Genomic DNA, 24,540 nt, shown 5'->3' with positions numbered 1-24,540 from the left:
CGACACCCATGCGACTGACATCGAAAACGACACCGAAGAACTCCACGCAGCAGGAAGGGCGGCTGAGAATCCGGCCTCAGCGGTACTGCATGCGCGATCCCTCGGCGACGATTACCGATGAAATTATCAAGCGGGAAATCCCGCCGGGGAGCAGAGTGATCGACCTGGGTTGCGGCGACGGACGTCTGCTCAAACTGCTCCGGGACGACATGCACTGCAGTGTCCAGGGGATTGAGCTGGACGAAGAAGAATTTCTCGCGGCCCTGAAAAAAGGGCTCCCCGTGTTGCGGGGCGACCTCGATGAAGGTCTGCAGTATCTGCCGGACGACAGTTTCGACTTCGCCGTGCTCAGCCAGACACTGCAGCAGTTGCGGTATCCGGTCGAACTGCTGGAGAACATTCTCCGCGTTGCCCGTCGCGTGCTCGTCGTGGTGCCGAACTTCGCGTACTGGAAGATCCGCCTGCAGGTGCTCCTGTTCGGACGTGCCCCGGTAACCGAAGAACTTCCCTATGAATGGCACAACACGCCGAACCTGCATCTGATGTCGATGGAGGATTTTCGGGATCTCGAGAAGCGAGGGACTTTTCAGATTGTGAAGGAACTGCCGATTATCGGGGAGCGGAGTGTCGCTCGTGCCACCTGGGCCAATTTAAGGGCCCGCACCGTTTTATATATCCTCGAACGCAAGGTTTCCGAGGAATCCTCTTCTGCCGACGGGGCATGAGATTACAATCGGGAAAGGCTTTCTGAAGCCGCGTAGGCGCAAGGCGGACCATCAACACGTGTGCCACTGCTGGCTTGCCCGGCAGTGCGACGGGCCCGGCTGCCTGCGGGCGTTTCGAGGCGTCGCAACGCCTTCCATTCGGCCCGTAGGAAATTGGCCCTACCTGAACTGACTTCTGTAGAGGCACGGCGTGGATAACATTCTCTCCGCGATCGCGGAACTCTCAACATCGATCATCACCGTGGCGGCCTGCCTGCATCTGGCGGTCTTCGCCTTGCTCGTCGCGTGGTCGAAGCGGGACATGCGGGTCCTTGCCGGTACGCTGCAGGACTACACTCGCGATTTGCGGCAACGCAGTGTCCTTGACCCGACCGCTCATCTGACCGACCAGATGGAAGCCTTCATCGCCGATGTCGAAGACGTCCTCAACGATCCGAGCCGCGTTCAGGAGCGGCAGATGCTCCGCAATCGGCTCAGTCTGCTCGACGAAAAACGCCGCTATCTGCACGCCCTGCGTTTCGAGACCATCGCCAACTCCGCCCGCGTGATGATCGAAGCCTATCCGCTCGCCGGGGTACTGGGGACAATCATTTCGATTGGAGCCGCTCTGAACGTGTCCGGCGGCGCGGAAGCCGATACGGTCTCGATTATCGTGGCGCGTTTCGGCGATGCGATCTGGTCGACGTTTGCCGGACTGACCGCGGGCCTCGTGCTGCTACTGGTGAACAGTCTGCTGGAGCCGAGCTTTCACCGGTTGAATGAAGCCCGAGCCCATATGCGATCAATGGTCTCGGCTGTAAAGAGTCGGATTTCCGATTCAAAGACGCCTCCCTCTGAAACGGCTGCGGGGTGACCGGGATGGGAGCTCGACGCCTGTCACTTCAGTTGACCCCTCTGCTCGATCTGTTACTGATCGTGATCTTCGCTCAGTATCTGGAGATGGAGCAGCAGACGAAGGCCGTCACATCGCAGCGGGATGACCGGGCCGTGGCTCTGGAATACCAGCTGCGACAGACTCAGGCGGAACTGGCGGAGACCAATCAGGTTCTTGAGCTGGTCCAGCAGCATCGCTTCCAGGCCGAGACCGATCTGGCCAGCAGTGAGACGGCTCTCGAAAAACAACGCGCGGAATCGTCCGCCGAACGGCAGGAACTCAATCAGCGACTGGACGATGTGAGTCGCCAGCGGGATCGCATCGTATCCGCTCTGCAGCGCGCCTACGCCGCGTCTTCGGAAGAGATCAGAAATTTGCTCGAAGCGCTCGCCGCAGCCGGGGTGATGCCGCAACCGGTCTCGCCGCAGAACGTGGAAGAACTCGCCAGCGAGATCGAAGACTCCGAGCCGCGCGACCTGGCGACCTTCCTGCTCGCCTATGAAGAGATCCGCAAACGCTGCGACATCTGGAACATTCATATCACGCCTCAGGAAGTGGTCGAGATTCAGATCGGCGAGGAAGAGTACTCCCTGAGACCAACGTCCAGCGACGACTTCCAGCAGCAGCTTTTCAATCTTTATAAGTCGCTGCCACAGGCGAAGGGACTGGTTGTGATGCTCGTGAGCTACGGAGAAGTCCCGGCTGCAACCCGGCAGAATGTGCTGACAGCTTTGCCTCAAGTGACCGACCGGATGCGAGCTGATGCCGACGGGCGAACACGATTCGAGTATGCTGTGGTGGGATACTTGCCGGAGAAGAACGAGAGTCAACCCTGAGCGGATAAGCGGACCAACTCGCTGAGCCGATCGAACAGAAACAGACGAGGTGCGTCATGATGATGGGAAAAACAGGTCGCAGAGTTGCCGTGACCGGCGGGGTGGTCGTCACAGGGATTCTGGCGTTCATGCTGAGCCAGTTCGGGCTCGACTTCGGCACGGGCGGCGGCCCCGGGCCATTGGACAACGGGTCTCCGGATCAGTCGGAACAGGCGATGCGCGATGCGGTGGCGACGTCCACTCCGCAGGCGTCCATGCTGCCGACGCCTCCAGAGAGCGAGAAGTCTTACCCCGACATTTCGGAAGTGATCACCATCGTCGTGGTCGGGAAGGGATACGTCTGGGCCACGAACGACACCACTCCGGAAATCGTGGAACCAATCACGCTGGAGGAGGTTCTCGCCAGGGCGAAAGAAACGACCGGGAATTCCCAGGGGTTGCGGGCCCGGATCTTCCATGCCGGTTCGGCATTGCCCTCCGCGGAAAACGAGTTGATCAAAGCACTGAAAGAAACCGGCCTCTCCGATAACGCCATCCTCTTCGAACAGCGAGTTATCGACCTGAAGTAGATCTGCCCGACGGATTGACCAAGAAACACGGAATGTCTCAGCCGCACGTTGTCATCGCCGGAGGAGGACTGGCCGGGCTGGCGGCTGCGGTGGCCTTAACGCGGCACGGGGTTCGCGTCACACTGCTCGAATCGCGTCCCCGCCTCGGTGGACGGGCGACGTCGATTATCGACAAGACGACCGGCGAGGCGATCGACAATTGCCAGCACGTCAACATGGGGTGCTGCGTCAACTTTCAGCGGCTGTGCGAATGGACCGACACACGCGACTGGCTGCGGACCGAACAGCAGCTGCAGTTCATCGGTCGCGATGGGCGGATCAACCGCTTCCGCAACGGTCCCCTGCCCGCCCCCGCTCATCTGGCGGGAAGCTTCGCGCGGCTTAGCTATCTGCCGTTCAAAGATAAGCTCTCGCTCGGCCGGGCTCTGCGAGCCATGTTGCGAACTGCCCCGCAGGAGCCGCGGCTGTTCATCGACTTTCTGCGGGAGCAGAAGCAGTCGCAGCTGTTGATGGACCGGTTCTGGAACGTGGTCATCGTCAGCGCGCTCAGCGAAGATGTTACTCGAGTGGAGTACAGTTACGCCCGGCAGGTCTTCGTGCAGGGATTCCTCGCCAACCGGGACGGCTGGAAAGTTCAGCTGCTCACACGACCGCTCGGCGAGTTCTACGATCACGCCCTTGCGAGATGGCTGACTGACCATGGCACGGAAGTTCGGCTGCGAGCCTCCGTGCGCGAATTCGAGTGTGAACGAGACGCAAACAATGCGGTTCGTATCTCCGCCGCGAAACTGGCCGATCAGACAGCCGTGACAGGCGACGCCTGGCTTTGTGCCGTGCCCTTTGATCGTGTCTCGAACGTGCTGCCCGATCCTTTGAAAAGCGCTCCTCTTCTTTCCCGAGCCGATGAAATCGAAGCCGCCGCAATCACCAGTGTGCATCTCTGGTACGACCGCCCGATCACCGAACTGCGGCACGCGGTGCTGGTCGATCGGCTCAGCCAGTGGATGTTCAACCGGACGGCGATTCTGGAAACGAACAGCATGCCGGGACGATACGCGTATCAAATTGTGATCAGCAACTCGGCTCCATTGCGAATCAAACCCGATGGCCAGACGCCGATGAACCAGGAGGAACTCGTAACTGCGGTCCGCCGGGAAATCGAAGAGATCTGGCCGAAAGCGAAGTCAGCCGAGCTGCTGCACTCACGGGCGATTACCGAGCACCGAGCCGTCTTCTCGGTGATTCCCGGCATCGATGAACTTCGCCCGCCACAGCGGACATCGATTCCGAACTTCTACCTCGCCGGCGACTGGACCCGCACCGGCTGGCCAGCCACGATGGAAGGAGCCGTCCGCAGCGGTTTTCTGGCAGCCGAGGCGATTCTCGAAGACGCGGGGATCACCGTGAAGGAGCCGCTGCTCGCGCCCGAGTTGCCGATGTCGCCACTCGTTCGCTGGATGGGCGGGTAGGCGCGGTTGAATCAACCGGGGCTTCGCTTCTGATAGATCTTGTCGGTTCTGCGACGAACGTCCATTTGCCGGGATACGCTGCGTCTATCTCATCGGCGCCAGGTTGAGATACGACGGGTGGCCCGTCCGTCACGGGCGGGTGACGAAGTCACAAGAGGACGCGCCATGGATGAGATTTCTTCGAGACCGTCTGATTTCACCAGACAAGACGCGGATGGCGCAGCCTCTTGTCGCGGGCGCGACCCGACCGCAGAGGCGGACGGGCCACCCGTCCGATCTAAACGTGATGCGTATGGAATACGGCTGCGTCTTTTCCAGCCTGCGTCCATCCTCAATATTTGCGGGCGGGGAATTTCGATTCGTAGATGCCGATGAGCTGGTCGAACGTTTTCTGCCAGCTGTAGTTGGCTTGCGCGTACTGATGTGCCCGTTCGCTCATGGCTTCTCGCTGTTCGCTCACCTCGACAATCGCCTGGGCAAACGCTTTCGCATCATGAGGCTTCACGAGTCGGCCGATTTCATCGTGGACCCGCTCCGTCAAAGCCCCCGAGTTGACTCCGACAACCGGCAGGCCGGCAGCCTGAGCTTCGGCGACTGACAGCCCGAACGTTTCATAGGGTCCGGCAGTCACATAGATATCCGCTGAGGCCAGCAACGCTGCGTAACGTTCGGTGTCAGACTCGTAATCGAGCAGATGCACCCGGGGCAGATCCTGACTCCCTTCTTCGAGATCCTCCCGCAACGGCCCTTCGCCGAGGATGACCAGATGGGTCTTCGAGTCATTCGGGAGCGACTGATACGCCTTGAGCAGCAGCAGGGCGTCCTTCTCCTCATTGAGACGGCCACCGTAAATCAGAATCACATCGTCCGGTCCCGCCTGAAATCGATCGCGGACTTTCTGGCTTCTGCGGTCGGGTCGGAACTGCTCGAGATCGACGCCGAGTGGCACAACCTCAACGTGATCGACGCCATACTCTTCGAGCCGCTCGGCCTGCTGCTGGGAGGCCGCGAAGCGAGCGTCGCAGTGTTCAAAGACCGAACGGATGTAACTCTCGACGCCGGACGCGAGTGCATGTGTGAACTCATAGCCGATCTTTGCCAGCAATGGACTCCAGTCGCCCACTACCGAAGAAACCGAATGCTCCAGCGGCCCCGAAACCAGAACGCGGGCGACGTCGGTGTGAAAGTAGCCGCCGACGCAGATGTTCTTGCCGAGCTTCCGCTGATGATCCCGAAAGCGGAACGTCGGCCAGGGGCTGACATAGAAGCTGCCGAGTTCAATCACATCGGGCTGGACTTCTTCGAAGATCTTCGCGATCGGACCGGGCCGCCAGAACGAACGATAAGGTGCGTGACCGGGAATGAGCGGACTCGCGACATAATAGATGCTGCCGGCTTCATGGTGTTCGTAGTGATCGTGATCATCCGGCACGATGAGCACGTGCTCGTGATTGGTGTTCTCAAGGAGATACCGGCGTTTCTCATCGACATAGGTGCGAATGCCGCCGCTCTTTTCGTTGTAGGAGATTGTGATATCGCAGAATTTCATGGATGGACTTTCTGTTCCCGATTGTCGGACCTGGGAATGATTCTTTCTCCGGAGGCCTGCCATGTCTCGCCGGCGGCGAGCTCAAAGTAGGCAGGGGCGGTCTTTTGTCGAACGGCACAGCGGGTTGCCCCGTTCTCGCCGACGTCGACTGAAATCGCGGTATGCAGCTGTGGAAGTTTCAGATGATAGCTGGCGTTCGCGGCGTTGGGCGGGAAGTTCGGCGACAGCGACAGCTCGCCGTGCTCGAAGCTAAGCCCCATCAACTGTTCGATCACGAGGGTATTTACCAGTCCGGTCCAGCCGACGAACTCCGTCACCGGTTTCGAGCCGAGCGTGATGTATTTGAAGCGATTCCCCTGCTTCCGCTGCAGCTCTTTGAGATCGTTTCGGTCGGGATCGTAAAACTCGTAAAGCTTCTTCAAATTGTCGTAAGTTCGATAGACACCATCACAGAGCCGAAAACTCAGATCAGCCGCCTCGGCATCGAATCCATACCGCCTCAAGCCACAGATGACGGCGTACGCGGTGTTAATCCAGACCGGGCCGCACCACATGTCCTTGGCGAAGTTCTCATCGTTTCGCGCCACAGAGGGCAACGGGATCAGCGTGTTGAATTGCTCCGGATCCATGATTCGTTGTCGCAGCCGTTTTGCCTGAGACGAATCCGGCACTCCGGCCCACAACGGGAGTAGACCCGCGATGGTCGTGCTGCGAATGAACGAGTCGGTCTTCAGATCGAGGTCGTAGTAGAAGCCGTCGGCTTCATCCCAGAGCAATCGATTCATCACTTCGCGGAGCGAGTCGCGCTGATCGCGAAACTGATCGGCTTCCGTCTGCAGGCCGAGTCGATCGGCCATCGTCGCCAGTGCTTCACTCTGCAGAACGACATAGGCCGAGAAATCGGGCGAGACCATCTGCCGCGTATCGGCGAAGACCGATTCATCCCGCGAGCTGAATCGCGGCGAGTTATCGATGCCGGATTCGTAGGGATGTGCCCAGAAGAACAAGCCGTTCTCGTGGCAGCGATGGGCGTAAAGCCATTCGTGATAGCGAACCAGAGGCTCATAGATATGGTCAACGTACTGATCTTCGGGCAGATCGGCGGCAAGATGAAGGAGCTGTTCCATCGACCAGCCCATCACTGGGGGCTGGGTGAAAATCGATTCGGTAAACGAGGCGACCACATGAGGCAGCCGCCCGTCTTTCTGCTGAGCGAGCACAGCTCGATTCACATCGAAGGCAACCTGCTGGTCCCAGTATTTCCAGATCTGAGCAATGAAGGCGGAGTCCCAGAGATAGATCCCGTTGAAGCTGGGAGCCGGGTGAGCGTAACGGATCTCGGAGATGACATCCGGCTTCTGCAGGTTCAGGAAGAGGCTCGCGTTGACGCCGCGAAAGCCCTCGTCCCAGTGTGTCCACTGATTGGCGGCGTCGGCGACGAAGAGAGTCGGGGCATCGACGAACACATTTTTTTCGGCCAGCAGTCCCAGCGGCAGATCGATCGGAATCGGGGCTCGACGCTTGCTGAGCAGACGCGACCAGAGCACCAGATCGAGTCCGTATCGAGCCGCCCGCTGGTAGCGGGACGCGAAACGGGCCACCTGTCGCGTCTGGAATCTCGTTTTCTTCAGCAGCTCCTGTATCATAAGACCGTTCCGACTCCGAACAGCTGAGGATGTGTTCGTCCAGTATATCGCGAACCGTGCCCATCTTTCTCGCGAAGGCCTCGAAGTCGCGGGTGAGCCGAAGATGTCTGTATCCAATCTGCTCCGTCAGTGAGATTCCTGCCATGACAAATGCGACCTGGGAAGAACGACTCGAAGAAGTCTACGCCCTGATGCACGAAATGAGTCGACAGAAGGAAGCACAGGCGATGGTGCGGGCGTACGGAGCGAGAATCTCCAAGCTGTTCCCGGTGTCGCGACGCATCTCCTTGAGCCGGCGGGAACTGGCCAGTCCGGAGTTCCGCATTACCCGATACAGCGAATGGGCCGATGAAGTGAACCCGTGGAAGCAAAAGGACCGCCTCCCCCTGCTCCGTGGCGGCCTGCTGGCCGAGCTGCTCTACTCGAACCGCCCGCACATCATTGATGATCTTCAGCTTGCCCCGGATGATCCGGCGGCCGAGTATCTGGCGGGGCAACGCTCGCTGATGGCGATTCCGATGCTCGACGATGGCGAAGCACTCAACATGGTGATCTCGACGCAGGCGAAGCCGGGCGGTTTCGATCGGGAGCGATTCCCCGATACGTTCTGGATGGCGAATCTGTTCGGCCGGGCGACCCACAATCTGGTGCTGCGGGAAGAGATTCGCTCGGCCTATGAAACAATCGACCGGGAGCTCAAAGTCGTTTCCAATATCCAGCGGGCGTTGTTGCCGCGAGAGATGCCGAAAGTTCAGGGACTCGATCTCGCGGCTTATTACCGGACTTCGCATCGAGCCGGCGGAGATTACTACGATTTCTTTCCGCTGCAGGATGGCAGCTGGGGTTTTCTGATAGCCGATGTCAGCGGGCATGGCACGCCTGCTGCCGTAATGATGGCGATCACGCATTCGATCGCTCACCTGTATCCGAATGAAACACTCGAACCGGCTGATCTGCTCGATTTCGTCAATCAGCATTTGTGCCGCCGGTACACGGCTGATATTGAAGCTTTCGTGACGGCGTTCTATGGCATCTACAACCCCGAGAAGCAAACGCTGAAGTACGCCTCGGCCGGGCACAATGCGCCGCGATTGTGGCGATGCTCTCAACAGCGGGTAGAGATTCTGGATCACGCCGGGGGACTGCCTCTCGGGGTCAGTGAAATGGCCACCTTCGATCATGCCGAACTCCAACTGGCAACGGGAGATCGGCTCGTTCTTTACACCGATGGGATTACCGAAGCGATGAACCTCGCCGGCGAACTCTTCGGAACATCACGACTGGATACCCTGCTCCATCACTCCTGCCGTTCCGACGCCAACAATATTCTGCAGAGTATTGTCGACGCCGTTGAAGACTACACGGGCGGAAACCCGCCGACAGACGACCGGACGCTGGTCGTCGCCACGGTGAGATAGACACCCGGTGAGAATAGACACACCGGGAGCCAACCTCGCCGTGGGTAGATCGGCGGCGCCCCGGAAGGGCATCGCCGAATTGCACGATGGGCGTCGATTACCCTGCGTGGACACCTTCCGCGAACTCCTCGACGGCCTTGCTGCAGAAGGCGGGCAGGTCATCGGGATTGCGGCTGGTGACCAGGCCGTTGTCGCAATGAACTTCTTCGTCGACCCAGGTGGCACCGGCATTGATCAGGTCAGTCTTGATACTCGGATACGAGGTCACCGTTCGATCTTTAAGGACATCGGCTTCGGCCAGTGTCCACGGACCATGACAGATGGCGGCCACCGGTTTTGATTCCACGAAGAACGACCGCACGAAGTCGACGGCCTTCTCGTTCACTCGGAGTTTATCAGGATTGGCCACCCCGCCGGGGAGCACGAGTCCGTCGTAATCCGAGCTCGAAACTTCATCAACGGTCTTGTCGACATCGAACATGTCGGCCTTGTCGTCATGGTTCATGCCCTGAATCTGACCTTTCTCCAGGGAGATCAGCTCGACTTTGGCGCCGGCTTTCTTCAGAGCGTCCCAAGGCTCTGTCAGTTCGACCTGCTCAAAACCATCTGTTGCCAGAAATGCGATCGTCTTTCCATTGAGTTCAGCCATTGTTTGCTCTCCTGCTGTCAGCTTCCTGCAGTCGGGCCCATGACAGACCATCTCCCGAACTGCGCGATGAACGCCCGGCCGAAGCCGAGGAGGCTCCGATCACGGACGGTAGAATTCACAGGGAGGGATAGGAAGCAAACAGCATGCCAGCGAGGCAAAGGGTCACGTCAAGAGAAATCGCAGCAAGGCGACGCGAGGGTCGAGATCTTCGACGAGCAGCGGGAAGCTGTTCATATTCGAGTCTTCCCGCAGTTGTCGGTAGAGATTGAGAAGTGACTGCAACAGATCGCGATCGCGGCTGCTCAACTGTCGCCAGGGCGGAGCCGTACCGAGGTCGTCGGTGATCTTCCGGCCGGTGATCTGTCGGTACATGCTGTCGAGATTCTGCAGTCGCAGATTGAGGACATCAACAGACATCCGGGCCACGGTGGCGGTCGGTTCCCGGGGAGGAAAGATCGCTCGATAGTTCAACAGCATCATGGTCTGCAGCAGGCAGAGGCCCCCCAGCACGACCACGGCTTTCCGCAGGGGCTTCTTTTTTCGCCGTTTGGGCGCAGGGAGCGAGTGGTCTGTCTTGATCTCCCGCCCGCGGGCATACGAGCGAAGATCGTCGAGCAGATGGCCGGCCGTCTGATACCGCAGCGCCGGTTCCCGAGCCGTGGTTTTGAGGAGAATCGATTCCAGATTCACAGGGATGTCAGGATTGATCTTTCGCGGGGGAACGATCTCCCCATCCATGATCGCCCGCATCAGCTCGCGACGGTTCGACTGGGCGAAGACCGGTCGGTTGATGCACAGTTCAATCAAACTCAACCCAAGTGCATACAGGTCGCTGCGGGGATCGACCTGGCCATCGAAACGTTCCGGCGAGATGTATCGCAAAGTGCCGACGACGTCGTTGGCCCCCGTCAGCGAGAGCTCGTGCTCGGACTTGGCCAGGCCGAAGTCGGTGATCCAGACGATTCCTTCGTAATCGAGCAGCAGGTTCCCGGGTTTGATGTCGCGATGCAGCACGCCGGCATTGTGGGCGTGCTGAAGGGCCTTGGTTGCCTGGACTCCGATGCGGGCAATCTGTTTCCAAGAGTCCTGCCGTAGTACCCAGCCGGGAGCCACCTTTTCCCCCTCGGCGCGATTCGCACTGGTCTGGTTCATTTCGAAGGCGAGACTGTCTTCGTCGTCGTCTGCCATTTCTTTGTCGTCGGCCAGCGGAATGCCCTGTTGCCGAAACTGTCGCAGGACTTCTGACGCGGTGATCGGACTCCCCGCATGCTCTCGTCGCTGAACGATCCAGTCGAGCCCGACGCCCTGGACGAGGCGCATCGCGAAGAAGCAACGTCCGTCCGATTCGCCGAAGTCGATAATGGGAACGATATTCCGGTACGACAGGCGGGCGACCGTTCGAGCTTCCTGCATGAACCGTTCGCGGCGGTCCCGCTGCCGTGAGAACTCGCGAGGCAACACCTTGAGCGCGACCCTTCGCTGCATGGAAAGCTGAAGCGCCTCGTAGACAATCCCCATCCCGCCGACGCCGATCTCGCGCAGCAACTGGTAATCGCCGAGCTGAAGCCCACTCTGAATGTTCTTGCGGTCGACCTCCTGCGTCTGAGACATCCTGTTGTCGCGAACGGCTTCGAGCCCAACCAGCGTGGGGAACAGATCCCGGATTTCGCTCGCGTGACCCGGATGTTCGGCGGCAAAGGACGAGATGTCGACCGCTTCCCCAGCGCGATAGCGCTCGATGTAAGTGCTGAAGAGCACTTCGAGCGGATCACGTTCCGAATCGGATGTCGACATGGTTACCGGTGACCAGAGGGAAAGAGAGAAGATGGCACGCGTTGATTCTGCACAACGCCGATGCTAACTTCAATCAGGAAAATCTGATGCGGCAATTTGAGACTGAACGATGACCGCTGCTCCCCCCGGACCGCACGACACCGAGACTTCCAACACGACCGAGCCGGCGCCCGCCGCAGGACGTCTCTGGCTGAACGCTTCGGATCAGCAAATCGTGGCCGTGATCTGTGCCCTGTTGCTGGCCTGGGTCGGAATCCGCCAAATCGAGCTTTCCCAGTGGGGGCGTGAGGAAATCGAGATTCGCCATCAGCAACCGCGGGAGCTGGCGTATCTGGTCGACCTCAACTCCGCAAACTGGCTGGAATTTTCGCTGCTCGAAGGCATTGGCGAGGTGCTCGGCAAGCGGATTGTTGCCTACCGGGACGAACATGGGCCGTTCACCGCGATTGAACAGATTCGCCAGGTCCGAGGCATCGGCGAGAAGACGTACGCCAGAATCGCTCCTCATCTCACCATCGGATCGGGACCAGCCGGAGCGGAACGGTTGCGGGGACGGTAGGAAACGTCTTACGCATCGTTCGGCCGAGGCGTCGAGCGTTCGCTCCGCGCACGAAAAAAGCACCTCGACGCTGAGGTGCTCGTGTGATTTGTGCGGCGAACCGGGTTTACCAGCTCGATTTCTTCATCCCCGGGATGAGTCCGTCCAGAGCCATGTCCCGCAGCATGATGCGCGAGATCTGGAACTTGCGGTAGTTACCGCGCGGACGACCGGTCAGCTGGCACAGACGGCGGAGGCGCGTCCGGCTGGAGCTGCGGGGGAGCTTGGCGAGAGCTTCGTAATCGCCGGCTTCCTTGAGTTCCTTACGCTTTTCGGCGTACTTGGCGATCATCAGAGCGTTGCGCTTTTGTTTTTCAATCTTGGATTTCGAAGCCATCTTGTCTTAACTCAAATCTACTAATGGATTTAACACCGTTTTACGCGCCCCTCTGCCAGCGCAGACCGGGAACGGTGATCAGTATCGAATTGACCAGAACAGTAACAATGATCAATTTCGGGAAAACCGTCAACCGAACTGTGGCCATTGCGGCTCGAAATTCCTGAATTCCCTTGGTTTTCCGGTCGGAATCGCCCATCGGCCGGCTGGGAAGTGACGGAGATCCCAGCCATGATTCAGATCTCGCCCAGGTGAAACACGCCGTTGAGGGTGATTACTTTCAGGCGGTCCTGTTTGTACTCCAGGACGTTGATGCAGGCGTTGTTCTGCTTCAGGTCTTTGGCGTGCAGCAGGTCCAGGGCCAGCAGATCGGAGAGCAGGGCGCGGTTGACGACGTTGTGGGCGACGACGACGATCATCTTGCCGAGGTTCTCGGCAGCCAGCTGCTTGAACGCCGGGACGATGCGGGTGTGAACGTCGCGGTACGACTCTCCGTTCTTGTAAGGGATGTCGGCCGGGTTCTTCATGAAGTTCTCGTAGATCTCGGGATCTTCCTTCATGATGATGTCCCAGGACTTCGACTCCCAGTCGCCGACGTGGACTTCAACGATGTCCTCGATCGATTCCACCTCCAGCCCGTGAGGCTCGGCGATGATTTCGGCGGATTGCCGGGCGCGGAGCATCGGACTGGAGTAGAAGGCGTCAATCGGAAAGCTGCGGAGAAAGTCGCGAGCTTTCGAGACCTGAGCAATTCCGGTCTCGCTGAGCGGTCCGTTAAGCGTGCGGCCCTGAAGAATGTAGGGCCGCTGCAGATTGGCCGCGGTCGCACCATGTCGAATCAGGAGCAGGATGGTTGAGTCGGCATCGGGTCGCGGCAGCATCGGCAATCGTTCTTTTCCGGAAAGATGTTGTGTGAGACAACGGGCGAATTCTTTCGGAAGGATATGCCGGGATAAAAGAAAGAAAAACCCTTAGCATGCCGCCGATCGAAATCGGACAGCGGGTCGGGTCTTTTTTCAAGCGAATCCGGTCAAAGCATGCGTGTCATCCATGACACGCAATGTCTGACCTGACAGCCCACCTGGTGATTGGAGTCATTCCAACGGAACGATCAGGCGAGTGTCTTTTTACGATTCACGAGCGTCCGGACACGTTCGGCCAGCAGGGCGATGTCGAACGGTTTGCGGAACGTTTCGTTGAACAGAGTGCGGTCGAAACCGCTGGCACTGTCGTCGTCGCTGATGAGGCCGACGAGAACGGTGTCGTTGTAGTCTGCGTTCTTACGAAGGTTCTGGGCGATCATCAGGGCTTCGTTGCGGCCCATGGCGAAGTCGATGATGACTCCGTCCGGGTGCAGCGATTCCGCCTGGATACCGGCTTCGAACCCGCTTGAGGCGGATTCGAGCTTGAAGTCCTCCAGGGGAAGCACTTCGCCGAGCATCGTCCGAATCGGACCTTCGATGCCGACGAGGAGCAGTTTGCCCATCGCTTCGTCTTCGAGCTCGCCAAGAGGCATGCCGTGCTCTTTCAAGAAGCGGATGAGATGTTCGCGGGGAATCCGACGGTCTTGCGAACCGGGAATTCGATAGCCGCGAAGCCGACCAGAATCGAACCATTTGCTAACGGTTCTTGGGGCAACTTTACAGATCTTGGCGACCTGTCCAGTCGTGAAGATTGTCCTCATTACGGGCTCTCCAATCACACTTATGCCACTCTACAGCAGACAATCCGCTGTAAAGGAAGCCCCCGCTGTCGATGGTCGGCTGTCCGTGCCTATGTTTCCATGGCAATGTCCACCGGACATGAATTCGGGGTACTCTCAGGGTCAGGGTCTATTACTCGATGGTGTTGCCTCACACGTGTTCTGTCGGTCGGAATGCGGAAACCCGCATTCTTCTCGCAAAGAAACAACCTGCGTACGTGGGCTCGTACGATCTTTCGTCCATCGATCATGGAGTTGGTAAGCAACCTCGACCGCAGTACGGACCGGCAGAACCAGTCATTACTCAGCCGCAGACGTAAAGTTCGATCAGGACCGAACTTCGCGAACCCTTCAGCATCCCCACGCCGAAGAATTCCATCTGTAACTGTGGTCTTAGTCTCCTATGGAGTGTCCCGCTGACGTATAGAGTACGTCTGAGCAAGCTTCCCCCCTCCATGACGACCTCGGAAAGAAACGATCGCTTCCCTGCAACCGTCGGAATCAACTCCGCAATGGTCTGGCTTTCGCCTTCGCTGGTGCGACTTGAGCATCAGATCCGGAAGGATTCGAGAACTCAGAACGCAGTCAGCAAACCGTGACGGGATTGATTCCAGCCGTCTAAGCTATTCATTCGGTTTTTTGGACAGCCATTCTTGAACATGTTGCCAAAATCAGGTCTGAAAGGGCTCAAACCGGGCTCGGAACACGTCGGGTGTTTCCGGCAAACGAAACGTGTAATCGACAGAACGTCATTGAGAGGCAGGAGTTATCGCAAAGAGCGTTCGGCAGGTTCGCAGTCCGGGGAAAGTCAAATGCGGAGGTCGTCAGAAGGAGCTTTAGAGCACGAAATCGGGGCGAATTCGGGACGATTCCAAGGCGAATGAATTCGTATTGACACCCCGAAGAAAGAAACGCCCCGTCACCGGGCCGGCGACGGGGCGTTTCAGGAAAGCTACTGAGGGATTGGCGGCGGTGAAATTCGTGACCGCCGGATTCGTGCTGCGAGATTCGGGTCAGTCGACCTGCGGCAGGATATCTCCATAGGACCAGGCCGGGCCCTTGAAGGCGGGCATTGGCTTGGGACCGGGCACTGAACCTGGCTTCATCTCGCGTGTCAGCTTGATCGCCGTGGCGGCCATCTCATCCCCCGCTGTGATTTCCAGGTTGCTGTAGCTGGTCAATCGCGTTTCGTACCCGCCCCCCTGGTCGCCAAACGCAGAGACGGTCGGGACATATCCGACGCAGCCGTTCGACAGCGAAGCCACAAAGGTAAAGGGGAAGGGGCTTCCTTTCTTAATTTGCAGACCATACTCGCAGAAATACTCGGCGGGCACGGTGGCGATCGCGACGGGACCGATTTGAATCGCCTGGATTTCCACGTCGGCGATCGGTTCCGACTTCAGCCGGGCTTCCAGCAGCACGGTCTCTTTTGCGAAGGTCCACTCGGTTGCGCCGACATCGCTTGGAGACTGTTTCACAAGGGCTTTGGCCTGTTCGAGGTTCTGCGGCCGTGGCTCCCGGCGAGGAATCTTGAGCACTTCCTGACGTCCATCAATCGGGCAATCGGTTCCCGGAGTGAGGCCGAGGATCACTTTGACCGCCTCGGCTCCAATGCGTCCCCCGACCAGAGCCGAGGATGCTTCGCCCGACTTGGGCACCGTCTTGGTCAGATTGTCGACCTGAGTCACATCCCCAGACGCACCAGCCAGGAACACGACCACGACGTCTTCGCCGAACATGCCGCGGATCACCTTCTCGACGTAGTAAATATAGTTGGCCGAGATGCCGCCCGGGCTGGCGGTGGCGTGACAGACGTAATTCACAATGCAGCCGGTCAGATCGCCTTCGTCATTCCAGACCGCCAGAACACCGACTTCGGGATCGGTCGGACCGGCGACTTTCACGATGTCCGGATTGCCGGGACGTGGATGCGTAACCGTGCGACCGTCTTTCATCAGAAAGCGGCGGTTATGAGCGACGGTATCTTCGTGCCCCCGTCCGACAGCAAAGCGGGCATTGCCGATCTGCTTCCAGGCGGTGACCACGCCGTCGACGATCTGGTCTTCGACGTGCTGCAGATACTTGGCGTCGGCCATGCTCGATTTCTCGTAAGCCAGATCCTGCACTTCCTGACTGGCGTGATCAAATTCACCCGGCAGGATCATCCCGGTGGGACCGGACGAGTGAGAATGGGTCGCGTGAACAAGCACGCGATTTCCGGGGATTCCGGTTGCTTCGGCAATTCGCGCGCGAGCCGCTTCGACCATTGCGCGACGGACGATGAGCGCATCGACACTGACGACCGCGGCGGAATTCTTCTGCTCGCCCTCTCCGCTGGAGAAAACACCGATGCGGACTTTGCAGGGATCGTGCAGCGTGCGGTGGTACGACTTCCCGTAACCACCGGGTTGTTCCATGCCAATTTCGGGCGTGATGTCCCGTTCGGCGAACGCCGCCTTCAGCGGAGCTTCAGGGGCAGGGGACTCCTCGGCACGGGCGTGGCCCGGAGTCAGTAAAGGGAAGAGGAGCAGGAGGATCGCGACGGCGCGGAGACCGAAGCGAACGGGGCGGGTGGGCTGTGTCATCAAAAGTCGACTCCCTGCTGAAGATGGAGCTGCGACGGGCGGCGGGGTTGCCGAGCCGCGAGCTCGAAAATGAGGATCGGCCGCCAGAGCATGGGGCAGCGTCACATGAAGCACCTCTCTAATTGAATGAGCTGAGAAGTCAGGGGCCGTGGTCACGAGTGACGCAAGGGGGCCCATCTCTCCCAGAATTCCTGCATGTCGGCAAGCAGTCGCGAGTTCGTCGCGACTGGAATCGGTGTCAAGATCATTCCCCGGCGATGTGGAACGCGACAGCCCTTCGCTCGGGAGTGAAGCTCAAATCGTTGTGAGGCGAGGGTTTAACCGGCCTGCGGGGCTTGGTTTGGTTTTTGTAGCCTCTGCACATCCTGTCAAGTTATTCGGATTGGATCGATTCTGCTCAACTTTACGATCGTGATGATCCGAAATTCTGAATAACCATCATTGTCAGCACAATCGGTACGACCTGTCTGCGCTCGGTTCGAGTGATCGCCAGTAGGCCAGGACAACACCACACAACGATTGACCTATCACGACAGTATTTCTTCTCGAAATCCGACTCGCAAGCCCGACGACGATTTCTCGAACTTAGCAGGATTCAGTCAGCATGATGCTGGAGCCCTCCATGAAACGCTTTCTTGCCTGTCTCACAACGGCTTTTGCGCTGTGTGCTCCTGTTCTACCCGTCGGGGCAGATGAGGTCGATCCGTCAGGTCGCGTGCGACTCTCGGATGACAACACAGCCCCCCCGCCGATTCCGCATGTGATCGGATCGGATGACACCGGACGCGCCATCATCAGCGGGGAACCGCAACTGCCTGCTCCGTCGCAAGCCTATATGGAGACCTACGCCGCTCCGAATCTGGGGTACCAGATGGGTGGCGATGTCTTCGCGGTCCAGTATCGCCTGGATCAGCGAAACGGCGGCCTCTGGGGCTACGACGATGGCTACACCAACATCGGCGCCTTCATCCCCCGGGCGATTGACGAGAACAGCCTGCTGTTCTGGGATCTCCGCGGGATGGTGACCAACAACTCCGATGGGGGTTTCAACCTCGGTTTCGGACGCCGGCACTACGATTCGGCTGCGGATCGAGTGTACTCGCAGTCGATCTGGCTCGACTACGACGGCGGCCACGTGAAGCAATACGTGCAGGGGGGACTCAGCTGGGCGATGACCTCGCGTTACTGGCGAACCCGCGTGAATGCGAACCGTCTGATCAGTGACACGAACGACTTCATCGGGACCTCCTTCGATACCAATCCGTTCTTCGGTGGTAACAACGTCCTCATCGGACGCGAGCGGGTTAAGGAAGTCGCCTTCAACCAGTTGGATGCCTCGATCGGGGGCCCGATTCCGCTGCTCGGTCAGTTCGGTTTCAACTGGGACTTCGGGGCGTACTATAACACGTCCGACGACGGCCAGGATGGGATCGGCTTCATGGCTCACGCCGATGCCAACCTCACCGAAGACCTGCTGATGGACTTCCGGTACACCAACGACGATATCTTCGGAACCAGCTCTCAGATCAGCTTCGTGTTCAATCTGCCGGACGGACGGTCGCGTCGCCACATGCGTCAGCCGCGTGTCCACGATTACATGCTGCGACCGGAAGAACGTAACTACCGCGTCAGCACGAAACAGTACACGATCGCCGACAGCGTGCCGCTGCTCTGCCCAACCGACGACTCACCGATTCAGGTGGCTCACGTTGATCCGTTCGAAATCGACAACGTGCTCGCTGATGGCGACGGTTCCTTCGAGAATCCGTTCAACAGCTCCGAAGCCTGGAACGCTCTCTCCGGAGCAGAGAAGGCTCAGTACCATATCGTGCTGGTGCAGCCGGGAGCGACGCCTGACGGAACGCTCATCGACAACAACCTGAACTCCGGCTTCGTGATCGTCGAAAATCAGCGTCTGCTGGCCTCGACTGGTCAGCTGGTTCGCGATCTCGACGTCAACGGATCCGAAGTCTTCCGCTACGCCGCTCATACGATGTCTGCCAACGTGGCCGAACTCGGCAACGGAATCACGTTTGGGCTGCCTGGCTCGGAAGATTTCGCCGGCACAATCTTCGATCCGCTGGCTGACCCGCGTCCGATCCTGACCAACGATTCGGCCATCGTGTCGAACCGCCCGCTGTCTGTCGTCACCATCGACAACAGCTTCTCGGTCGCCTGTGATCAGCTGACCGAAGTCTCTGGCTTCGTGATCAACGGCCAGAACCCGAACATGCCGACGATGCTCAACAACGGGATCGTTACCGGTAACATGGTCGATCCGGCCATGGGCACCGGAGTGAGCGGCTTCAACATCAACAGCAACTTCATCGTCGATACGGTCCACGGGGTGAACATCACCAACTTCGGCGACAGCACGGGCATCCTGCGGATGAACCGGGTCGAAGGGGACGGATTCAACTCGAACTCCGGTATGACCGTCACTCAGTTCGACGGGGCCCTGCTGATGCAGGTGGAAGACAACGTCACCTACAATATCTTCGGCGAAGACATCGATAACGATGGCACGCTCGATATTGTCGCCACCGGCACCGAAGACGTGAACGGAAACGGCAAGCTCGACATCGGTGAAGATCTCGATGGCGACGGCATCATCGACCTGAACGAAGACAACGACAAGGACGGCCTGCTGTCCAGCGACGACATCGGCGTCGGCATCAATCTGATCGCCAACAGTGCCGGGGCCGGGATCTTCGCGGAAGACACCACCCAGGGTCGCCACATCATTCGCAACCGCACCTACCAGTCGGAAGCCGAATACTATCGTCAGCAGTCTTTGAACGACTCTGGAGAAGTGGAGAACACCTTCACCGCCCAGGACATCAATGGCGATAAGCAGGTGAATGGCACGATCATCACCGACGTCAGCGACACCGACGATATTGTTGGTAACAAGAATGGTATCAACATCGAAGCCATCGATGGCGGCGTCTTCTCCGCCTATCTGGCTGACAACGATACCTCGAACAACAATCCTTACCTGCCGGGCCTGTTGCCGACCGCGAAGAACCCGTATATGGCCACCACGCCGGCTCCGCTCGGAAACGAGTTCGGTCTGCGGACGGCTGCTACGGGAGCCAACAGCGTGTTGACTCTGGCTTCGCCGGACACGCACACGTCGAACAATAACTTCGGCCACGGTTACATTCTGGAAGCCCGGAACAACGCCACTGTCACCATGCTGAACCCGATGATGGGAGGCGTGACACGCGATCCTGTCACTGGAGACGTGACCGCGACGACGCCGAGCCAGTTTAACGACAACGGCCTGAACGGGATGTTGATCCACGGCGACAACAACAGCTCGCTGGCTCTGCAGATCGGCAGCCCGTCGGATGACTTCGACTTCACTCAGGCTGATCCGGCCGATCCGGACACGCGGACCTACTTCACGCTCAACGAGTTCCTCCGCAACGGACAGGACGGCGACGATACAACCAACGGCAACGGTATCGAAATCTACCTGCGAAGCGGTGCCACCTTTGCCGCCGGTTCGAACAGCGGGATCTTCAATGCCGCGACCACAGATAACGCCGACAACGGTATTCTCATCGATATCGCTGATACGACGCTCGATGACTTTTACATCGTGAATTCAATCTCGAGCGGGAACATCGACAACGGGGTCTACTTCAGTGCAGAGAATGCTCCGATCAACAACCTGCGGGTCCTCGGCAACCGGTTTGCCAACAACGGCCTGAACGGGATTGATTTCCAGCTGCTCAACTCAAGCCTGAACAACGCCGTGATCATGGACAACGTGATCTCCGGCAACGGGAACCTGGTGGCTGTCAATCCGATCAGCCAGTTCAACATCGAAGTTGTCTTCCTCGGCGGCCTCAGTGCCAGTCAGCAGGCGATCTTCCAGTCGGCTGCCAATCGCTGGGCTGAGATCATCGTCGGCGACCTGCCGGATGTCGGCCTGATCGACGACGTGCAGATCACGGCCGAAGGTGTGGCCATCGACGGCGTGAGCGGCATCCTGGGACAGGCTGGTCCGACCGCTCTTCGAACCGGCTCCGATCTGCCTTACCAGGGCCTGATGGAGTTCGATTCTGCTGACCTCGCCAGCCTTGAATCGAGCGGACAGCTCGAAGACGTGATCCTCCACGAAATGGGACACGTCCTCGGCATCGGCACCATTTGGAACCGCCAGGGACTCCTGCTTAACCCGAGTGGTGGCGACGGGACGACCGATACCCGCTTCACTGGAGCACTTGCGACCGCACAGTACAACTCGATCTTCGGTGTCTCCGACACGGGCGTGCCCGTCGAAAACACGGGCGGGCCGGGTACTGCTGACGGACACTGGCGTGAGTCGATCTTCGACAGCGAGCTCATGACCGGCTTCCTGAATACTCCGGGTCCGAACCAGCTGTCGGCAATCACCGCCGCTTCGCTGCAGGACCAGGGCTACATTGTCAACCTGAACGCTGCGGATGTTTATGTCGATCCGACACCGATTCAGGGCGGCGGCTCGTCCAACCTGCTCGTCGGCTCCTTCAACAACAACGTTGGACCGGTTCAGTATGCAACCGCCACGATGCCGGTTTCCAGCCTGGTGCAGATCGATCCGACCGCCACGGGCAACGGGATCAACCTCTCGCTGGAAAACAGCAACCTGAATAACCTGCTGATCGAGAACAACCAGATCTCGGGCAACACCGGAGATGGCATCCGACTGCTGAATCCTCAGTTCGCTTCCAACGCTCTGGGTGACAACAACATCACGGTCAGCCTGAATGAGATCAACAATAACATTGGTCGCGGGATCAACATCGCCCTCGACAACGGAAATCGCCTTGATGCGATCATCTGCTACAACGATATCTCGAACAACACCCTCGGCGGTATCAATGTCGAGCTCGAAGGCAACTCGATCTACCGCAACGGGATTGTGACCGGACCAAACCAGACCGATGAGACCTCCTGGTTCTTCGGGAACACCGTCAACAATAACGACGGAATTGGTTACCACATCGACGCCAGCGACAACAGTCAGTTCACCCTGGTCGCAAGCCGGCCGGTGGCGAGTACGCTGAATGGAAACGAAGACGCCGGTCTTGCTGTCGAGATGAGTGATACGACTCGCGGAACGATCCGCCTGGATAACCTCGCGGCAAGCAGCAACGTCGATTCCGACAACGGCACCGCGACCGACGACGCTAACTTCAATGGGGAAGGCTTCGGCCTGATCATGACCGACACCGCGATTCTGACTGAACTGCGGATCGGAGACAGCACGACCAAGAACACGACCTTCAACGGCAACTTTGGCTCGGGCATCATGGTTGATATCACCGATCAGACTCGCATCATCGATGGAGCTGGCGGAGATGGATTCGGCACACTCATCCAGAACGTGACCTCCACCAACAACGGTGCAGGGAACGCTCCGGGAGTCGGTGACGGCATCAGCATCACCCGCCGAGCTGAATCGCAGCTCGATCCGGTCTGGATCCGCAGCAGCATGCTGAATAACAACAACGGAGACGGCATCGACATCCGGGCCTTCGGCGGTGCCAACGACTTCCTCAATCCACCGAACACCTTCGTTCAGGACTTCCTGATCGGTGGACTCGGTGCCAGCGACGGCAACATGATCAACGACAATGGAGTTAACGGCATCGACCTGCTGTCCTCCGGCGACGCGGTCCTGAACGTCAACATCTTCAACAACACGATCGACACCACCGGGACCGGCGATGGAATCGAAGGAAGCACGGAGTTCTTCGGTATCCTGACCGGAACCTGGCAGGGCAACACGATCTTGAATGCTGCAGTGGACGGCATCAGCATCTCGGCTGAAGACTCCGCCGGTGGCTTCGGGGACCCGGCCGCTGTGATGGTCAGTATCGTGGACAACGACATCGATAACTCTGGTCGCGACGGGATTCGCATCAACAGCACCACGACCGACCAGGACAACGACGACGATGTGATTGTCGCCATTAACGAGAACGTCATCACTAACAGTGGAGAAGACGGGGTCACCATCTTCGCCGACCTGCTCGGTGAAGTTCGAGTTGCTGAGATGAACGACAACATCATCAACAACAGTGGTGAGGACGGAGTTCACATCGAAGCCATCGACGCCGGGGATATCCGGGTCGACACCGCGGCTCGCAACCGCATCACCAACAACGGCGGGGACGGGGTTGACCTGTTCCGCTCCGGAGTGGGTGAGCTGCTCGTCGGCCAGGTTGACGGACTGGGAAGCCTGATTGACGGCGACACCAGCGGCTTCGTCGACAACGTGGTTTCCTTCAACGGAGAAAACGGTTACCGCATCTTCAACAGCCAGAACGGTACTCTGACCGCCCGCATCGCCGGACGGACCACGATCGACCCGACTCTCAACAACGGAGCGACCGCGACCAGCGTGATCTCCAACAACGGATCGAACGGGATTCGTGTTGAGAACAACGCCGGTTCGATCAACCAGATCAACGACCTGAATGTGCAGCTGGTCCGCAACTCGGTCATCGGCAACGGTCGGGATGACTCGATCGCCGAAGACGATGAACGCAACGGTCTGCTGCTCCTGGCCGGCACGAGTACCTTCGGAGAAACGACTGCTGACATCCGTCAGAACTACCTGTCGGGGAACCAGAACATCGACGTTGTGATTGCCACCTTTGTGGCGACGCCGGATCCTGCGTCCGCCGGATTCACGAACCAGGCCTTCAGCTCGCTGACCAACCCGGATCCGCTGGCTCGACTCTACCTGCGGTTTGAAGACAACCGTGGTGATCAGCTCGACGTGATGCGGGATGCCAATGGCGATCCGACGGTCACCGGTTACGGACAGGCTTACTACGACAACGCCGACAGCCTCAAGTCGCCGGAACGGTTCTTCAATCCGCCGAACTCGCTGGGAACCAGCCGTCGCCGCAACGCGACTCGTACGACTCTGGATCTGATCGACTACCAGACCGGCACCGTGCTGGCCAACCCGGCTCCGTCGGCTACGACAATCGCCACCACACTGCCGAACATCGGTGGTACCGGGAACGATTACGACGGGGGCATCATCGGCTTCGACGACTACCCGACCGGGGTTCGTCGGGAAGTCACGGCGACGGGCGTAAACATGGGTAACATCACCCTGACCTACAACCCGCAGTTCGGACCGGTTGCTCCGGGCCAGCAGTTCACCATGAGCTGGATCGACGTCGCCGGTGTCGGCGAGTCGACGCTGGTCCTGGATGATGGTGGCGGAGCCTATGACATGGCTCAGAACGGAGCGATTGATGGTGGAAACTTCTTCGGCTCGGTGATCAGCGACTTCAACGACTTCGGTGCCATCGACCCGATCAATATCAACGACGCCTTCGCGATCTTCGGAGATCCGGATAACAACGGATTCAACGATATCACCGGTCTGTACCGCTGGCGTACCGTCAACGTGCCAACAGCGTTCGACGTTCCTCCTCAGAACCCACAGGTTCCCGGAACGCCGTTCTACAACCCGGGAGCAGATCCGTTCCCGAACCAGCCGGTTATCTTCCCGTAATCTGCTGACCAGCATTGTCTGAAACGCCAAACAGGCCCGATGATCCCAGGATCATCGGGCCTGTCGGCATTCTGCGGCATCAGGAGACCACACACTTCAAGCCGCCGCAGTTAATCGTTGTGTTTGTTTCAGCGAGGGTGGTCGTTGCCTCGGGGGCGACTGGCTCTGCCAGTGATCGTCCGCTCGTCGTTGGTTCAGGGGCGTGTTGCCGGGCGTATCGAGCTGAGGAGGGGAGGGATCGAACCTCTCCCCTCG

Annotated in this window: 16 protein-coding genes; 8 read left to right on the top strand and 8 right to left on the bottom strand. The window is 58.8% G+C overall.

Annotated features, from left to right (window positions below):
* The first annotated feature begins 8 nt into the window (after positions 1-8).
* The 5 genes from metW (at position 9) to hpnE (ending at position 4,473) form a co-directional block, all read left to right on the top strand.
* Positions 9-725, top strand: coding sequence for a methionine biosynthesis protein MetW (gene metW, locus L1A08_RS18585; RefSeq protein ID WP_238758024.1), 717 nt, complete (start codon positions 9-11; stop codon positions 723-725).
* Positions 726-915: 190 nt separating this feature from the next.
* Positions 916-1,578, top strand: a complete 663-nt coding sequence (locus L1A08_RS22875; RefSeq protein ID WP_238758023.1) for a MotA/TolQ/ExbB proton channel family protein — start codon at positions 916-918, stop codon at positions 1,576-1,578.
* A 5-nt stretch (positions 1,579-1,583) separates the two neighbouring features.
* Positions 1,584-2,435 (top strand): hypothetical protein, encoded by an 852-nt coding sequence (locus L1A08_RS18575; protein WP_238758022.1) that lies wholly within the window; start codon positions 1,584-1,586, stop codon positions 2,433-2,435.
* A 56-nt stretch (positions 2,436-2,491) separates the two neighbouring features.
* Positions 2,492-3,004, top strand: coding sequence for a hypothetical protein (locus tag L1A08_RS18570; protein WP_238758021.1), 513 nt, complete (start codon positions 2,492-2,494; stop codon positions 3,002-3,004).
* A gap of 32 nt (positions 3,005-3,036) precedes the next feature.
* Positions 3,037-4,473, top strand: coding sequence for a hydroxysqualene dehydroxylase HpnE (gene hpnE, locus L1A08_RS18565; RefSeq protein ID WP_238758020.1), 1,437 nt, complete (start codon positions 3,037-3,039; stop codon positions 4,471-4,473).
* Positions 4,474-4,804: 331 nt separating this feature from the next.
* Here hpnE and L1A08_RS18560 read toward each other — a convergent pair whose 3' ends face one another.
* Together L1A08_RS18560 and L1A08_RS18555 are read right to left on the bottom strand one after the other, a co-directional pair.
* On the bottom strand, positions 4,805-6,022 hold the full coding sequence (locus L1A08_RS18560; protein ID WP_238758019.1) for a glycosyltransferase: 1,218 nt from the start codon (positions 6,020-6,022) through the stop codon (positions 4,805-4,807).
* Entirely contained in the window at positions 6,019-7,668 is a 1,650-nt protein-coding gene (locus tag L1A08_RS18555; RefSeq protein WP_238758018.1) for an MGH1-like glycoside hydrolase domain-containing protein, read from the bottom strand. The genes L1A08_RS18560 and L1A08_RS18555 overlap by 4 nt, the downstream gene beginning before the upstream one ends.
* Before the next feature lie 143 nt (positions 7,669-7,811).
* Between L1A08_RS18555 and L1A08_RS18550 the strand changes: the two genes are divergently transcribed.
* A complete protein-coding gene (locus tag L1A08_RS18550; protein WP_238758017.1) occupies positions 7,812-9,086 on the top strand; it encodes a PP2C family protein-serine/threonine phosphatase in 1,275 nt (424 codons plus the stop codon).
* 97 nt (positions 9,087-9,183) lie between these two features.
* Here L1A08_RS18550 and L1A08_RS18545 read toward each other — a convergent pair whose 3' ends face one another.
* Together L1A08_RS18545 and L1A08_RS18540 are read right to left on the bottom strand one after the other, a co-directional pair.
* Positions 9,184-9,735 (bottom strand): type 1 glutamine amidotransferase domain-containing protein, encoded by a 552-nt coding sequence (locus L1A08_RS18545; RefSeq protein WP_238758016.1) that lies wholly within the window; start codon positions 9,733-9,735, stop codon positions 9,184-9,186.
* 162 nt (positions 9,736-9,897) lie between these two features.
* Entirely contained in the window at positions 9,898-11,529 is a 1,632-nt protein-coding gene (locus L1A08_RS18540; RefSeq protein WP_238758015.1) for a serine/threonine protein kinase, read from the bottom strand.
* Positions 11,530-11,638: 109 nt separating this feature from the next.
* On the opposite strand from L1A08_RS18540, the gene L1A08_RS18535 reads away from it, so the two are divergent.
* Positions 11,639-12,088, top strand: a complete 450-nt coding sequence (locus tag L1A08_RS18535; protein ID WP_238758014.1) for a ComEA family DNA-binding protein — start codon at positions 11,639-11,641, stop codon at positions 12,086-12,088.
* A 106-nt stretch (positions 12,089-12,194) separates the two neighbouring features.
* Here L1A08_RS18535 and rpsN read toward each other — a convergent pair whose 3' ends face one another.
* The 4 genes from rpsN to L1A08_RS18510 form a co-directional block, all read right to left on the bottom strand.
* Positions 12,195-12,464, bottom strand: a complete 270-nt coding sequence (gene rpsN, locus L1A08_RS18530) for a 30S ribosomal protein S14 (RefSeq protein ID WP_238758013.1) — start codon at positions 12,462-12,464, stop codon at positions 12,195-12,197.
* Positions 12,465-12,700: 236 nt separating this feature from the next.
* The gene (locus L1A08_RS18525; RefSeq protein WP_238758012.1) at positions 12,701-13,345 is read right to left on the bottom strand and encodes a histidine phosphatase family protein; all 645 of its coding nucleotides are present in this window, start codon (positions 13,343-13,345) and stop codon (positions 12,701-12,703) included.
* Positions 13,346-13,575: 230 nt separating this feature from the next.
* Positions 13,576-14,148: a helix-turn-helix domain-containing protein gene (locus L1A08_RS18520; protein ID WP_390896921.1), complete on the bottom strand. Its 573-nt coding sequence runs from the start codon at positions 14,146-14,148 to the stop codon at positions 13,576-13,578.
* Positions 14,149-15,179: 1,031 nt separating this feature from the next.
* Positions 15,180-16,751, bottom strand: coding sequence for a hypothetical protein (locus tag L1A08_RS18510; RefSeq protein ID WP_238758011.1), 1,572 nt, complete (start codon positions 16,749-16,751; stop codon positions 15,180-15,182).
* A 622-nt stretch (positions 16,752-17,373) separates the two neighbouring features.
* Between L1A08_RS18510 and L1A08_RS18505 the strand changes: the two genes are divergently transcribed.
* Positions 17,374-24,285, top strand: coding sequence for a leishmanolysin-related zinc metalloendopeptidase (locus L1A08_RS18505; protein WP_238758010.1), 6,912 nt, complete (start codon positions 17,374-17,376; stop codon positions 24,283-24,285).
* The last annotated feature ends 255 nt before the right edge of the window (positions 24,286-24,540 follow it).

The sequence above is a fragment of the Rubinisphaera margarita genome (assembly GCF_022267515.1).
GTDB lineage: Bacteria > Planctomycetota > Planctomycetia > Planctomycetales > Planctomycetaceae > Rubinisphaera > Rubinisphaera margarita.
Note: the sequence above shows the minus strand (reverse complement) of the source record. Positions and strands in the feature narration are given on the sequence as shown.